Source organism: Lachnospira eligens, from assembly GCF_009680455.1.
Classification (GTDB): Bacteria; Bacillota; Clostridia; order Lachnospirales; family Lachnospiraceae; genus Lachnospira; species Lachnospira eligens_A.
Window position 1 is genome coordinate 128896 of the sequence record NZ_WKRD01000009.1, and the last position, 14817, is coordinate 143712.

A 14817-nucleotide genomic window follows, 5' to 3' on the forward strand; every position below is an offset into this window, starting at 1 on the left:
AAAAAATCTATTTATAATAGGAAGGAAAAGCACATGAAGGTTAGAAAATTAAAGACCAGAATTGCTGCTTTTGGACTGGCTGTCCTGATGGGCATCAGTACCTTGAGCAGTGCGAATGCGTTTGCGGCCGAACAGACAGGCTCGGAACAGCAGACGGAAGTACAGGCATCTGAACAGGCGGTAACAAGCCAGAAAGATACATCAGTTACAGCAGATGATATCACAAAAGCAGTTTCAGATGATACATTTGCAGTGGAAACCAGTATGGAAGGAATCCATTATGATGCAGAAAAAGAAGATGTTACGCTTGTAAGTATCAAAGATGAGAATGGTGGAGAGTATCATTCAGACAAAGCAGGAACATATATTGCCACTTATATGGTCGTTCCAAAAGATAAGAGTGACAGCTATACCATCACCCGTAAAATGACTCTGACGGATACCGAAGGACAGGCACATTCCGAAGAAAATGGTGGAGAGAAACAGAAGTCAGATACAGAATCTGAAGATGATTCGGATTCGCCTGTGCAGAACTACACAGATGTAGAAATTGAAACATCCGAAGAAGATGCATCTGCACAGGCAATCAAAGAACTGAAAGAGGACATCGAAGAGGGAAATGTCATGGTACTGTCTGCGGCTGAAAGAGCCACAAGCAGCGGTTCCACAGTTACATTGACAAAGGGGCGAACCATTTATTATCCAAGCTATATTGGAAATTATCTTACTTGCCTGTTCACAGTCAATGGAAAGATCGCATACTGTCTCCAGTCCCAGAAAGCATCCCCACCGAGTGGAAGCTATGTAGCACAGGTACTGGACAGCAATAAAAATTTGCAGAAAGTTCTTTATTATGGTTATGGCGGGGCAGGAGATCTGACAGGAAGTTATCTGGCTGGAAAAACGGAAGATGAAAAGTATGTGTATACACACATTGCAGCCAGCTACGCTTATGCAGGAGAAGCCGGATTTACCGGATGTAATTATAATGACCTTGTAAATGCAGGGGTGATCGCATATATCAATTACCTGTTCGGACAGGAAGAACCGCCAAAAGGGGAACTGAGCCTTTCCAGTACGAAACTGAATGCAGTAAGAGATGGAAATCTTCAGAAAACACCGAATATCACATTGTCCGGAGATCACAGAAATTATGTGACACTGAGTGTACCGGAAAATGTCACCGCACATGACCTGACCAAAGGAACAAGTGTAACAAATGGAAAGATCCAGATTTATGGTGGCGATACCTTTTATCTGTCGGCAGATCTGTTGCTGACAGGCAGTTATGCTTCCGGCAACTTATACGGTTCAGTCGGAAAGACATGGAGAACGCTGGTGCTGACGACCGGAGATTCCAAACAGGATATCGGTGTATTTGAAAGCGAAACAGCAGCTCCGGTAAGCTTCAGCGTACAGTGGCTGAACATGACACGTATTGAGTTGACGAAGAAAGATATCAATACACAGAACCCACTATCTGGAGCAGTTTACGGTATTTACACCGATAAGAAGTGCGAAAATCTGCTGATGACAATGACTGCAACCGGAACAGACGGAAAAGCAGTCAGTGATTATTTTGATGCCGCACTCAAAATTGTGTATGTAAAAGAAGTGACTGCACCGACCGGATATAAATGGAATCAGGAAGTCTATCAAGTGGACGTTGCAGCCGGAAAGACATTGACGCTAACAGCAACGGATGAGAGGGTCACCGGAAAAGTAAAGATCGCAAAGATTGATAAGGAAACACTTGCATTCCAGCCACAGGGAGACGGCGCTCTTCGAGGTGCGGTGTATGGTCTGTATGCCAAAGAAGACATCGTGCATCCGGATGGAACAACAGGAGTTCTGTATAAACAGGACAGCCTGATCGCGCAGGGAGTCATCGGAGATGATGGAACACTGGAGTTCTCAGAATTATACCTTGGAGAAATGTATGTAAAAGAGATCACTCCACCGGAAGGATATACACTGGATACTACAAAATATGAAGTATCCGTAACTTATGAAGGTCAGGATGTTGCAGAAGTGACAAGAGACCTTACGGTAAAAGAGCAGGTAAAAAAACAGGCATTCCAGTTAATCAAGATCAGTGAAGATGGAGAGCAGACAGAAACAGACCTGGTCGCAGGAGCAGGATTTCAGGTATATCTGATCAGCAGCCTGTCACAGGTGAAAAATGGAAAGCTGAAACCGGCCAATGGAGAAAGCTATACGGCAAGTGATTTCAAAAATTATGATTTCAGTAACGAGAAGGTGGCAGTCACCTATGAGAATGGAACAGCCGTACCAGTGCCGGAACTGATCACAGATACAAAAGGATACGCAGTCAGCCCGGAACTGCCGTATGGAAGTTATGTTGTAGTGGAAAGCACTACCCCGGAGAATCTGAAAACCATTGATCCATTTGTTGTAAATGTGGAAAATGACAGCAGAGAACCTATGCAGTGGAGAGTGTTTGATGACCGTCCGTTTGAATTCTTGTTGAAAATTGTAAAGAAGGATGCACAGACTGGAAATACGGTTTTAAAGGCTGGTGCTTCTTATAAGATTTACGATGTGACAAATAAGAAATATGTGGAACAGGTTGTTCAGTATCCGAAGAAAGAAAAGATCAGTGTATTCGAAACAAACGAGGAAGGATATCTGATCACACCGCAGGAACTGAAGTGCTCTACCTATCGAATCGAAGAAGTGAAAGCACCGGAAGGATTTGTAAGACAGGGAAGCGAAGAGTCCCTGTATGATGGAACAACGATTATTTCACCATTAGAGCAGACTACAAAAGGAACATATAAAGAAAATCCACAGAGCGGTATTGTAATTACAGTATCCTCAAACACTGCACATCAGATTGATCCAGATACAGGAGCAGCGATTGTAGAGGTAGAACAGAAAAACGATGAACAGGTAGGAAGCCTGCTCCTGACGAAAAAGGGAGAACAGCTTACCGAAGTAACCGGAGATTCTGTTCTGGCAAAAGTAAAGACGCTTGTGTCAAAGGTAAAAAATGCGGTATCCGGGAAAGAAGAAACAGGTATCTATAAAGATTTTAAATATGAAGAAACCGGAGTAGAAGGTGCCCAGTTTGAAGTATATGCCAAGGATACCATTTATTCACCGGATGGGGCAAAGGACGAGGAAGGAAATCTGCTTGTCCGTTACGAGAAAAATGACCTGGTAGCCAAACTGACTACAGACGAAAAGGGAATGGCAGTCCTTAACAATCTGCCACTGGGAACTTATTATCTGAAAGAAGTTGTGGCAGGAGAGAATTTTGTCCTGAATACCGAGCAGAAAGAATTTACCCTGACAGCCGAGGATGATACACAGGCAGTTGTTTATGAAGGAGTTACTTACAAAAACGAGAGACAGAAGGTGTCCGTATCGGTAGAAAAGAAGGATTCTGTTACAGGAGAAAAGCTGGAAGGAGTCATCTTCGGACTGTATGCCGGGGAAGATATTGTTTCTAATCAGGGAGAAGTTCTTGTAGAGAAGGATACTCTGCTGGAAAAGAAAGCAACTGATAAGAATGGGAATCTGACTTTTGACAGTGACCTTCCACATGGAAAATATTATGTCAAAGAGGAAGTCAGAAAAGACGGATATCTTCCGAACGAGGAAGTATGGAAAGTAGATGCATCCTACGAAAACCAGAATCTTGAAAAGATTGTACTGAGTAAAGAAGTTGAGAATCAGCCGACCGAGACACGGATCACCAAGACAGATGCGACTATCGGAAAAGAGATGGAGGGAGCAAAACTTCAGGTGATCGACAAAGACGGAAATGTCGTGGAAGAATGGACCAGTACCAAAGAAGATCATGTGATTTATGGTCTGCCGGAAGGAACTTATACTTTGCATGAAGAACTGGCTCCTTATGAAGACGGCTATGTGTCTGCCAGCGATGTGACCTTTGAAGTCAAAGAAGATGGAAGTGTGACAAAGGTTGAAATGAAAGACGAATATTCCAAAGTGGAAATTTCCAAAACAGACATTACCACAGGGAAAGAACTGGAAGGGGCGAAACTTCAGGTCATCCGAAAAGACGGAACTGTTCTGGAAGAGTGGATCACGGACGGAAAGCCGCATTCTGTTGCGAAGCTTCCGGTCAATGAGGAACTTACCTTGCGTGAGATCACAGCACCGGATGGTTATGAGATTGCCGAAGATGTTACATTTACATTGAAAGATACGATGGAAGTGCAGAAAGTGGAAATGAAAGATGCCAGAACACCGGAGAAAACAACCGAAAAGACCAATGCACCAAAAACAGGGGATAACCAGAAAGTATGGGGATTTGTCCTGCTTGCACTGGCATCTGCCGGAACAGTTACAGGGATGACTGTGTACCGCAGAAAGAAGTCAAAAATGACGGAAAACAAAGAAGAAACAGAAGAAAAATAAAAGAAGAATAACTGGATAAATCAATCCGGCAGGGCAGGAGATGTGTATCAGGCAGCTCCTGCCCTGTTTATCTTACCATGCATTCGTAAGTAAGGATTTGCCAGTGGCAGGACTTGTAGATATAAGGAGAAGAAAAATGAAACGTTATTATACAGCAGAATCAGTAACAGAAGGACACCCGGATAAAGTATGTGACCAGATCGCAGACGCAATCTTAGACGAATGTCTGAAACATGATCCGTCTTCAAGGGTTGCATGTGAAGTGCTTGCGACAAGAGGAAATGTGTTTGTGGCTGGAGAAATCAGCAGTGGATATGAGCCGCCAGTGTTTGATGTGATCCGAAAGGTTCTGGGAGAATGCGGATATTGTACGGATGGAATAGAAATGGATACGTTTGTACACCAGCAGAGTCCGGATATCGCAAAAGCAGTGAGTGTATCAAAAGAATTCCGGGACAACAATGGAAAAAAGGGAAGAGACAGAAGCAGGGGAGCTGGAGATCAGGGCGTTATGGTCGGTTATGCGTGTGATGAAACCGCACAGCTTATGCCAATGCCTATCGTTTTGGCACACCGGATCACCCGTGAACTTTCGGCTTGCAGAAGAAGCGGATATATCAAAGATATCTTTTCGGATGGGAAAGCACAGGTAACCGTAGAATATGAAGATGGAAAACCAGTGAGACTGGAAAGTGTTGTTGTTTCCTGCCAGCATGGTGCAGAAAAGAGCCTGAAGAAGTTAGATGCCGAAATCAGAGAGAAAGTGCTTCGTTCAGCACTCAGATTACTGCCGCCGGATGAGGATACGAAGATTCTGATTAATCCGTCAGGAAAATTTGTGTGTGGAGGGTTTGATGCAGATACCGGACTGACGGGAAGAAAGCTGATGGTGGATACTTATGGCAGTATGATTCCGCATGGCGGCGGTGCATTTTCGGGAAAGGACTGTTCGAAAGTAGACCGTTCGGCGGCTTATATGGCAAGGTATATCGCCAAAAATATAGTAGCTGCTGAGTTTGCAAGCAAGTGTCAGGTGTCTCTGGCTTATGCAATCGGAGTAGCAGAACCGGTTATGATTGAGGTAGATACCTTTGGTACAGGAAAAGTGTGTGCAGATGATTGTCTGGCGGCAGCAATCCCACTGGTGTTTGGAGTGACACCCGTTCAGATCATGGAATCCCTTCGACTGAATCGTCCGATTTTTCGGCAGACGGCAGTTTTTGGTCATTTTGGAAGAAAGGAGTTTCCTTGGGAGCGGACAGATAAGGTACTGGCTCTTCAGGATGCGATTCTGTAATGCCTTGGGTAACGGAAGAAGAGATTCAGGCGGCAAAAAATATGACTGCGTATGAGTATTTGCGAACGCATCAGGCACAGCGGCTGCAAAAGACAAGGACCAGAAATGAATGGCAGTTGACGGACCATGACAGTTTTAAAATCAATGAACTGTCCAGTAAATGGCATTGGAAATCCAGAGATATCGGTGGCGTGTCCGCATTACGGTTCTTGATTGAAGTAGATGGAATGAAATTTACAGATGCCGTAAAACTGCTGTGCGAAGAGAGTCCGTCTTTTATTCCGACACAGTCTGTGGAAAGGGAAAAACTGCCATTTAAGCTGCCGGAGAGGTATTGTAATTGCAGACGAATCAGGGCTTATTTAAACCACAGAGGAATCAGCGATGAAGTGATCACGTATTGTATTTTGCATGAAATCCTTTATGAAAGTGTCCCGTATCATAACGCTGTTTTTGTTGGGAAAGATGAATCCGGAAAAGCCAGATATGCATTCTTGCGAGGAATCTATGAAAAAAACGGGAAGGGATTCAAGATGGAGCAGACCGGGAGTGAAAAAAAGTACAGCTTTTGTATTCCACCTGAAAGAGAAACAAAACGAGTTGCCGTATATGAAGCGTGTATTGATGCACTGGCACACATGACACTGGAAGAAGGAAAGAGGGATAAATATCGTCTTTCCCTTGGGGGAATCGCTGCTCCGAAAGAAAACGCACAGATACAGAGTGAACGTTTTAAAAAGCCGCCGGATGCACTGGAAGAGTTTTTGAAGAACCATCCGGAAATCAAAGAAATTGAAATCTGTACCGATAATGACTTTGCAGGAAGATGGGCGAAAGAACAGATGAAAAAACATTATGAGGGAACGTATCAGATTATTTGCAATCTGCCGGAAAAAGAAGGGGCAGATTATGCAGACCTTGCGAAAGAAAAAAAGCAGGCAAATAAATGCAGGGATAGACCATTGGAAAGAAGGTGATAGAGAATGGAAGAAAAAGGAACGATGCACGTACATCTGTTGACGGAGCTGACTGGAAATCTTTATTCAGAAGAATCCGAATGGGAAGAAGATTGGTCGGAGAGTGATGAATATGGAATGCCGTTAGATGGAACAGAACTTGCCGATTATGAAGAAGTCATCCGAGAAGAACTGAAACGCTATGGGGAAGATGACCTCATGCAGTATTTTGATGGAAGTGAGTCCATTCAGGGAAAGATACAAAGTGCAGTTGTTACGATAGAAAACAAAGACGGAATCCTGTACGGATGTACCAAACTGGAATTAAATGAACTTTTAAGTCAGGAAGAACTACAGGAATTCACTGAATACATTACAGGACAGTACAGTGACGGTTGGGGTGAAGGATTTGAGCAGAGGGATATAAAGGTAGATGGTGGAACGCTGAATGTGCATTTTTGGCATCCTAATATGGAACAGCCGAAAATGTATGAAAAGAAAACAGAGCAGATTCCGACAAAGCCTGAGAAACAACGTCCCAAGTTACAGCTCCTTGGACATGATGGGAATATTTTTTCCATTATGGGCGATGCCTCAACTCTTTTGAAAAAGAATAAACAGACAGCAGAAGCAAAAGAAATGTGTAAAAGGGTATTGGAAAGTGGGGACTATTACAAAGCACTTTTGATTATCAGCGAATATGTAGAAACTGAGTTGAGTCCGCCGCCCAAAGAAAATAAAAAGACAAAGAAGAAAAATCAGCCGGAACGCTGAGAAAAGAAAGGATGATGCCTATGACAAATGGCCTGAGTTTGGAAGAACTTATGAAAGAGGGAACATATCCGGAGGAATATGCTGAAGGGGAAAAATGGAAAATATTACATGGAGATACATTAAAACTGGTCAAAGCATTCCAGCCGGGAATCTTTGATGCAGTCATTACCGATCCACCGTATGCGTCCGGTGGAACAAAACAGAATGAAAGAAATCGTACTACAAATCAGAAATACAGCAGTATGAGTGCTGCAAATGCACTTCCGGATTTTGATGGGGACAATAAAGATCAGAGATCATGGACTCACTGGATGGCTGAGTGGCTTTATGATGTGCGGAAAGCCTGTAAGAAAGGTGCTCCGATCTGCCTGTTTATTGACTGGAGACAGTATCCATCCATTACGGATGCCCTGCAGTGGCAGGCTGGATCTGGAGAGGAACTGCAGTGTGGGATAAAGGAAACTCCCGTCCGCAGAAAGGGCGTTTCCGCCAGCAGGCTGAATATATCGTGTGGGGCAGTAACGGACCGATGCCGATCAACCGCCCGGTCTCCTGTCTGCCGGGTGTTTTCCGATATGGAAATCCGCAGAACCGTATCCATGTGACAGAGAAACCATTGCAGCTTATGAAAGATGTGATCCAGATCTGTGAGCCGGGAGGTCTGATCCTGGACCCGTTTGCCGGAGCAGGAACGACTGTCCTTGCAGCGGTTGTGACAGGTTATCGTGCAGTGGGAATTGAGGTAACAGATGCCTACTACAAACTGGGAAGTGACAGAGTGAGAATTGCATTAGAAGCAGAGCAGAAAGAGGATGAAAAGTAGTCGGGATGTCCAATAGGACATCTTGTTTTTATAGAGAAAAAGCAGTGGCATCCAACTGGATGCAGGAAGGAGATGGAGCGTATGGAACAGGCGCTGGCTTATGTGTGCTGTTCAGCAGAAGAAAGCCGGGTAAAAGTGCAGAAATATTGCAGAAAAATCTATGAACTTGGGTATGTACCAATCTGTCCGAGATTTGTATTCTCACCATTCTTGGAAGAGTCCGATGCAGAAGATATGCAGGGATATGGAAGGATGTCTCATATCCTTTTACGGAGATGCCGGATGGTCGTTGTATGCGGAAAAGAAGTGACAGGGACGATGAACACGGAAATCAGCATGGCAGACAGACTCCATATCATTTGTACGACACTCGATGGACTGGTACAGATCAAAGAATCGAAATAAATCAGAGGCGGGTCTGTCGGGTGATACAGAGACTGGCGGTACTCGTTTTGCAAGCATAGCGTTTGGATATCCAAACGCACTTTGGGGAGAACCCCAATCCCCCAGACACAGACGGAAATGGAAAGGAAGGATCAAGTCATGTTAAGAAACGGAGTAATGATTGTAATCGCATTGATGAGCGGAGGATTTATAGGAGTGGTAGTAACCTGTTGCATGGTTGCAGCGAAAAAATCCGATGAGGATCTTGGCGGTATGATGAAAGAGGAAGAGAAAAAAGAAGGGACGGTGATGCAATGCGAAAACGAAACCATGTGATCCCGGTACGGCTTAATGCAAGGGAAGTCAGGGAACTGAATGAGCAGGTCGAAAGAAGCGGTCTGAGCCGGGAAGAGTTTATGCGTTCGTTGATTTTAGGAGCACAGGTACATGCGAAACCCTGTGAGCATCACCCCGAATTGCTCCGAAAGATTGCAGGCTTATGCAACAATGCCAATCAGCTTGCCCATGTTGCTAATGCTTCTGGAATGGCAAGTGAGCAGAGCATTCAGGAAATGCTGCGTCTTACCAAAGAAACATGGTATCTGGTAAAGGAAGAGTGGTAATGCCGGATGGCTTATACAAGTGTTATCCCCGTCCACCGCCTGGACCGTTCCATTGAATATGTGAAAGACAAAGAAAAAACCACACAAAAAGCAGACTCTCTGGAGGCTGCCATCGATTATGCCATGAACCGGACCAAGACGGAACAGGCGGTCTTCGAAGATACCATCGGATGTATCAATGAAAATGCGTATGAAGATATGCTGACAACGAAAAAGAGATTCCATAAGATGGGCGGTGTGGAAGGATACCATCTGGTACAGAGTTTTGCAGAAGGTGAGGTGACACCGGAACTGGCACATCTCATCGGGCAGGAACTGGCAGACCGGCTCTTAAAAGGACAGTTTGAAGTAGTCATAACAACACATCTTAATACCAGACACTATCATAATCATATTGTCTGGAATTCTGTAAGCATGGTGGACGGACATAAGTACCATAGTAATGCTAAGAGTTATTATACGGAGATCCGTAAGATTTCCGATGACCTGTGCAGAAAATATGGTCTGTCTATCATTGAATCCAATCAGAAAAAATCAATCCCTTATGTACAGTGGAAAGCAGAACAGGAAGGAAAACCGACATGGAGAACGGCGATCCGTTTGGATATCAGGGAATCGGTACAGGAAAGCTACTCCTGGTCACAATTCCTAAAAGAGATGGAAAAGCGGGGTTATACATGGAAACTGAACAGGAAATACATTTCTTTAAAAGCTCCGGGAATGGAGCGGTATATCCGTCTGCGTTCTCTTGGAAAAAACTATTCCGAAGAGGAAATACGTGGGCAGATACTACAGCCAAAGGTGAAACGAGTCTATCAAAAGGCAGTGCAGATTCATCCAAAGAAGAAACTGACCGGGATTCAGGCACTGTATTATTCCTATTTATATCAAATGGGGGTACTGCCAAAAAGACCGAAAAGGAGTCCATACGCTGTCAGAGAGGATATCCGGAAACTGGATCGCAGGATTGAACAGATTGAATTTCTAATGAAACATGACATCACAACCAGAGAGCAGCTTGCTGCATACCGAGAACCATTGCAAAAGCAGATTGCGGAACTTATGAAAGAACGCAGAGGATTGTATCGGAATGGGGGAAGCAAGACAGGGGAAGAACGATTGTCCGAAATCAATGAGGAACTGAAGCGACTCCGTAAGGAAGTCCGTATGACCGTTCAGATTGAAAAGCATTCCTTGGAAATCGAAGCGAGACTTCAGGAAGCAGAAGAACAGAGCCAGAATGAAAAACGTGTGGAAGATAAAGAAAGAATGCAGAAAAGTCAGGAGGTGAGATAAGTATGAATTATGGAGCAGAACCGGCTGATCAGGTGGTGCGGTACAGTCTGGAAGGAATGGAATACTCTTTGAAGATTACCGGAAATGTGGCAAAGCATGTGGCAATCTTTATTGCAGCCGCCCTGAAAGATCAGAAAAAGACAAGAGGGAAAACAAGGCTTACCAGAATGTTAAAGGAACAGCGCCCAATGAAATTTTTTACTGTTCCGGGCGACCGTCTGAAAGAATTTGCAAAAGAAGCCAAGGCGAGAGGTATCTTATATGTAGTCATCAAAGATAAGGTGAATCCGGACCAGACAGAGGTCATGGTATTTGCAGATGATGCCGCGAAGATGAACCGGGTATTAGACCGGATGAATCTGGATTTTGTAAAAGCAGAATCAGGTTCTATGGTTACAGAAGCAGTGGAAAAAGAGACTGCACAGGAAAAGACAGAAAACCAGATGGAAAAAGAATCAAGGGAGAATGTACGGACAGAGACCGTTGTCCTGCCGGAAGGCAAGATAGAATTTGAACTGGACGATGCGGAAGAAATGTTCCAGATCGGGGATGAGGCTTTCCCGGAAGGAAATTTTACACAGGCGCAGGAGGGAGAAGAAAAGAATCCATCCGAACCTTTCTCGCGCAACAGAAATACTTCTTCCGATCGGGAAACTAGCTGGAAAGAAAAGAATGAAAAACCATCTGTGCGGAAAGAACTCGGAGATATCCGCAAGGAGCAGGAAGAGAAACGTAAACGGCCGGACAGACGGAAAAATGCCAGAGAGAGCAGGAAGAAACGTAAGAATATGAAAACGAAAGGCAGGTAATGTATATGGATTTAACAGATATGATTTCAGGTGGAACGGAAGAACAGCAGATTCCTGAACAGAAATTGACCAAGGAAGAATATGCAGCCAAGAAGCAGCAGGAAAGAGAAGAAGTATGGGCTGAAGTAGATTCACAGGCACAGGGAGTTTTTCAGGATGGAGAAAAGCTGAAAGGTTTTCTGGACTTTATGGCAGAGTGTAATACACAGAGAACACCGAATCTGCTTTTGATTTACGGACAGCATCCAGATTTTAAGGTAGTAAGGTCTTATGAACGCTGGAGAGAAGAACACCGTTCAGTAAAAGCAGGGGAGCATGGCATTACTTATATGATTTCCACTGAATACGAAAAAGACGGTGAAATGCGGAGAGGGTATACGATCGGAAAAGGATTTGACATCAGTCAGATGTCAGGAAAGCCATTGGAAGAACGCCCTCAGCGAAGTCTGACAGAACTGATAGGAACTGTCTTAAAAGACCAGTCGGTACGTGTGCAGATTGAGGATGATCTGCCAGACAAAGTGCAGGCCCAGTACAATCCGAGATACCGTACCATTTATATCCGCAACGGAATGAGTGAAGTAACGACATTCCATGCACTGAACAGAGAACTGGCGTGTGCAGCACTGGACCAGCATACCGGAACCTACAGCCGACAGAAAGTCAGTGCACAGGCTTATTGTGCAGCCTATGTGATTGCGAAACGTTATGGTGTGGATGTTACCGGATTCAATCTGGAGTATATTGCACAGAGGAATGAATGCGGAAAGAAAGATCCGCAGGAACTGAGAGACTTTTTAAATGATGTCCGTCAGGCTTCCTACAGTATACGAAACCATATCGAACGCAATTTTGGTGCAAAGGAACAGGAGTATATAACCGATGAGTTCGCAATCGGAGACCCTGTAAAAATACCGGAAACCAAGGATGAAAAACCATCTGAAAAAGCATCCGGAAAAGAGAAAAAAGCAAAGAGCCAGCCGGAACGATAAAAGTGAAAAAGTTGGACGGTTGGAGTAGCTATTACGGAGGTCTTGTGATATGGTTGGTGTAACAAAAAAGGAGGTCAGCCAGATGACAAAATACTATTTGAAGATGGATAACATTATGAAAAATATGTTCGTGGTGGCACTGAATGATGAGCTGCAGGCACAGAGTGAGCAGGATGAATGTTTGGAAGAAACGAAAGCTCTTCTGAAAAAAGTAAGTGAATACGACCTCGCCCAGAAACGGCTGCAGATTACAGCTGGGGAACAAAGGCAGATCCGTAAGGCACTGAACAGGCTTAGAAGTAAATATCTTGCAGCCGGAAGATACAGTGATGGAATAGATAAAATCATTATTCAGGTTGCAAAACCGAATACCACCAGACACATGTTCTGGTAGAGAAAGGAGTGGTTGATTGGTCATTTATTCAAGAGAAAAAGTGGCAAGACTTAGAGAACAGTATCCGGCAGGAACAAGAATCTGTCTGAATTCGATGGACGGAGAAGCGGGTATGCCGCAGGGACTGGAAGGAACTGTGCAGTATGTGGATGATGCAGGCCAGCTTGGTGTTAAGTGGGACAACGGCAGAAATCTCTCACTGATACCGGGAGTGGATTCCTTTCATAAGAAAGAAGGACAGGGGCATCCAGAAGAAAAGCCACGCAAGAAAAGAGAATCTGACTTGCAGAGATAAGTACAAAAAAGCAGGACTGGGTTCTGTATCTTGTCTTTCTGCCATTTGTCTGGTGGGCGGCAGCGATTACCGCTTGTGCCATTACACCGGATAAGAATTTTATTCAAATCTTAGAAACGCTGAGCGAAAAACTCGAACAGCCGTTTTTTATCACGTATACACCGTATACGTTCAAATGTATTCTGATATTCACAGCAGCCTATTTCTTAGGCATTGGTATTTATGAATCCCAAAAAAGAAATTATAGAAGAGGCGTGGAACATGGTTCCGCAAAATGGGGCAATGTGTCCGAAATCTGCAGACGTTACTGCGAAAAGCAGTACACGAATAATTTGCTTCTGACACAGCATTTCCGCATGGGACTGGATGGATATAAGCATAAACGAAATTTAAATGTGCTGGTAGTCGGAGGTTCCGGGGCAGGAAAGAGCCGGACCTATGCGATTCCGAACATCATGCAGTGCAACTGCTCGATGGTGATCACAGATCCGAAAGCGGAACTTCTGCGCAAAACAGGAGGTGTTCTGGAACGGAATGGATATGAAGTCCGGGTTTTTGATTTGATCAATCCGGAGACTTCCTGGTGTTATAACCCGTTTGCGTATGTCCGGGATGATAAGGATGTACTGAAGCTGATCAATAACCTGATCCGCAACACAACACCGAAGGGAGCGCAGAGCTCAGACCCGTTTTGGGAGAAGTCCGAGACTGCACTTTTACAGGCACTTATGCTGTATTTGCTGCATGAAGCTCCACCAGAAGAACAGAACTTCCCGATGATCATGGAAATGCTTGGCAGTGCACAGGTCAAAGAAGATGATGAGGATTACCAGTCACCATTGGACATTTTGTTTGAAAGACTGGAAATGCGGGACCCAGAGAGTATTGCGGTCAAGCAGTATGCCATTTATAAGCAGGCGGCCGGCAAGACTGCGAAATCTATTTTGATTTCTGTTGGTGTCCGTCTGGCAGCGTTCAATCTGAAACAGATCGCCAATCTGACCTGTACAGACGAACTGGACTTATACAGTATCGGGGAGAAAAAAGTGGCACTGTTTTGCTGTATTCCAGATGCGGACACCAGTATGAATTATCTGGTCGGCATGATTTACAGCAATCTGTTTCAGACACTGTATTATGTGGCAGACCGGAAGTACGGAGGAAGGCTTCCGATTCCGGTACACTGCATTATGGATGAATGGCCAAACGTAGCCTTGCCGGATGATTTTGACAAGATTCTGGCAACCATGCGTTCCAGAGGGATTTCCTGCAGTATCATCATCCAGAACATTGCACAGATGAAAGCCTTGTTTAAAGACTCGTATGAGAGTCTTATCGGTAACTGCGATGAATTTTTATATTTGGGTGGAAATGAAAAAGAAGGACATAAGTATGTCTCGGAATTATTGGGAAAAGAGACATTGGATACCAATACCTACGGACAGACAAAAGGGCGTAGCGGTAGCTATTCGGTGAATTATCAGCAGACTGGAAGGGAACTTTTAACACCGGATGAAATACGGCTTTTAGATAACCGCAAAGCGATTTTGTTTATTCGTGGGGAGCGTCCAATCATGGACGATAAATATGATTTAAAAAAGCATGTGAATTTCAGATACACAGAGGACGGTGGTGCATCGCCTTATGATTATGCGAAAACACCACTGGCTCACGACGACCTAAAGATTGACATTAACAGATTAGACGACTACGAACTGCTGTCTACCGAGGACATCCTTGGTGAATAGCAGTTTTTTGATGGAT

Annotated in this window: 13 protein-coding genes and 1 pseudogene; all 14 read left to right on the forward strand. The window is 44.3% G+C overall.

Translation table 11 applies throughout. From position 1 onward, the window contains the following. Positions 1-33 precede the first annotated feature (33 nt). The 14 genes and pseudogenes from GKE48_RS12140 to GKE48_RS12205 all read left to right on the forward strand — a co-directional run bounded on the left by GKE48_RS12140 (position 34) and on the right by GKE48_RS12205 (position 14801). The gene (locus tag GKE48_RS12140; RefSeq protein WP_154301177.1) at positions 34-4410 is read left to right on the forward strand and encodes a SpaA isopeptide-forming pilin-related protein; all 4377 of its coding nucleotides are present in this window, start codon (positions 34-36) and stop codon (positions 4408-4410) included. Positions 4411-4546: 136 nt separating this feature from the next. Beyond that, positions 4547-5707 (forward strand): methionine adenosyltransferase, encoded by a 1161-nt coding sequence (gene metK / locus GKE48_RS12145; protein WP_154301178.1) that lies wholly within the window; start codon positions 4547-4549, stop codon positions 5705-5707. Beyond that, positions 5707-6684 (forward strand): DUF3991 domain-containing protein, encoded by a 978-nt coding sequence (locus GKE48_RS12150; protein WP_154301179.1) that lies wholly within the window; start codon positions 5707-5709, stop codon positions 6682-6684. The genes metK and GKE48_RS12150 overlap by 1 nt, the downstream gene beginning before the upstream one ends. A 6-nt stretch (positions 6685-6690) precedes the next feature. Continuing rightward, on the forward strand, positions 6691-7437 hold the full coding sequence (locus GKE48_RS12155; RefSeq protein ID WP_154301180.1) for a hypothetical protein: 747 nt from the start codon (positions 6691-6693) through the stop codon (positions 7435-7437). 20 nt (positions 7438-7457) lie between these two features. Beyond that, a pseudogene (locus GKE48_RS12160) lies at positions 7458-8260 on the forward strand (DNA-methyltransferase). A gap of 81 nt (positions 8261-8341) precedes the next feature. Then, complete coding sequence (locus GKE48_RS12165; protein WP_015513330.1) at positions 8342-8665, forward strand: DUF7768 domain-containing protein; 324 nt, start codon at positions 8342-8344, stop codon at positions 8663-8665. Between the two features lie 138 nt (positions 8666-8803). Continuing rightward, entirely contained in the window at positions 8804-8980 is a 177-nt protein-coding gene (locus GKE48_RS12170) for a DUF3789 domain-containing protein (protein ID WP_118463598.1), read from the forward strand. Further along, a complete protein-coding gene (locus GKE48_RS12175) occupies positions 8959-9267 on the forward strand; it encodes a plasmid mobilization protein (RefSeq protein ID WP_154301181.1) in 309 nt (102 codons plus the stop codon). The genes GKE48_RS12170 and GKE48_RS12175 overlap by 22 nt, the downstream gene beginning before the upstream one ends. Before the next feature lie 6 nt (positions 9268-9273). Next, the gene (locus tag GKE48_RS12180) at positions 9274-10563 is read left to right on the forward strand and encodes a relaxase/mobilization nuclease domain-containing protein (protein ID WP_154301182.1); all 1290 of its coding nucleotides are present in this window, start codon (positions 9274-9276) and stop codon (positions 10561-10563) included. Positions 10564-10565: 2 nt separating this feature from the next. Next, positions 10566-11372, forward strand: coding sequence for a PcfB family protein (locus GKE48_RS12185; protein WP_154301183.1), 807 nt, complete (start codon positions 10566-10568; stop codon positions 11370-11372). Between the two features lie 5 nt (positions 11373-11377). Further along, positions 11378-12364 carry an ArdC family protein gene (locus tag GKE48_RS12190; RefSeq protein ID WP_055172977.1) on the forward strand — a complete coding sequence of 329 codons (987 nt, stop codon included), beginning with the start codon at positions 11378-11380 and terminating at the stop codon, positions 12362-12364. 82 nt (positions 12365-12446) lie between these two features. Continuing rightward, on the forward strand, positions 12447-12758 hold the full coding sequence (locus tag GKE48_RS12195) for a hypothetical protein (RefSeq protein WP_004614509.1): 312 nt from the start codon (positions 12447-12449) through the stop codon (positions 12756-12758). Positions 12759-12774: 16 nt separating this feature from the next. Further along, positions 12775-13053, forward strand: a complete 279-nt coding sequence (locus GKE48_RS12200; protein WP_154301184.1) for a DUF4314 domain-containing protein — start codon at positions 12775-12777, stop codon at positions 13051-13053. A gap of 23 nt (positions 13054-13076) precedes the next feature. Beyond that, positions 13077-14801 (forward strand): VirD4-like conjugal transfer protein, CD1115 family, encoded by a 1725-nt coding sequence (locus tag GKE48_RS12205; RefSeq protein WP_154301185.1) that lies wholly within the window; start codon positions 13077-13079, stop codon positions 14799-14801. The last annotated feature ends 16 nt before the right edge of the window (positions 14802-14817 follow it).

Excerpts from the sequence above, each read along its gene's own strand:
- GKE48_RS12140 (WP_154301177.1), top strand. The coding sequence starts at position 34 with ATGAAGGTTAGAAAATTAAAGACCAGAATTGCTGCTTTTGGACTGGCT.
- GKE48_RS12170 (WP_118463598.1), top strand. The coding sequence starts at position 8,804 with ATGTTAAGAAACGGAGTAATGATTGTAATCGCATTGATGAGCGGAGGA.
- GKE48_RS12195 (WP_004614509.1), top strand. The coding sequence starts at position 12,447 with ATGACAAAATACTATTTGAAGATGGATAACATTATGAAAAATATGTTC.
- GKE48_RS12180 (WP_154301182.1), top strand. The coding sequence starts at position 9,274 with ATGGCTTATACAAGTGTTATCCCCGTCCACCGCCTGGACCGTTCCATT.
- GKE48_RS12165 (WP_015513330.1), top strand. The coding sequence starts at position 8,342 with ATGGAACAGGCGCTGGCTTATGTGTGCTGTTCAGCAGAAGAAAGCCGG.
- metK (WP_154301178.1), top strand. The coding sequence starts at position 4,547 with ATGAAACGTTATTATACAGCAGAATCAGTAACAGAAGGACACCCGGAT.
- GKE48_RS12185 (WP_154301183.1), top strand. The coding sequence starts at position 10,566 with ATGAATTATGGAGCAGAACCGGCTGATCAGGTGGTGCGGTACAGTCTG.
- GKE48_RS12175 (WP_154301181.1), top strand. The coding sequence starts at position 8,959 with ATGCGAAAACGAAACCATGTGATCCCGGTACGGCTTAATGCAAGGGAA.
- GKE48_RS12150 (WP_154301179.1), top strand. The coding sequence starts at position 5,707 with ATGCCTTGGGTAACGGAAGAAGAGATTCAGGCGGCAAAAAATATGACT.
- GKE48_RS12155 (WP_154301180.1), top strand. The coding sequence starts at position 6,691 with ATGGAAGAAAAAGGAACGATGCACGTACATCTGTTGACGGAGCTGACT.
- GKE48_RS12190 (WP_055172977.1), top strand. The coding sequence starts at position 11,378 with ATGGATTTAACAGATATGATTTCAGGTGGAACGGAAGAACAGCAGATT.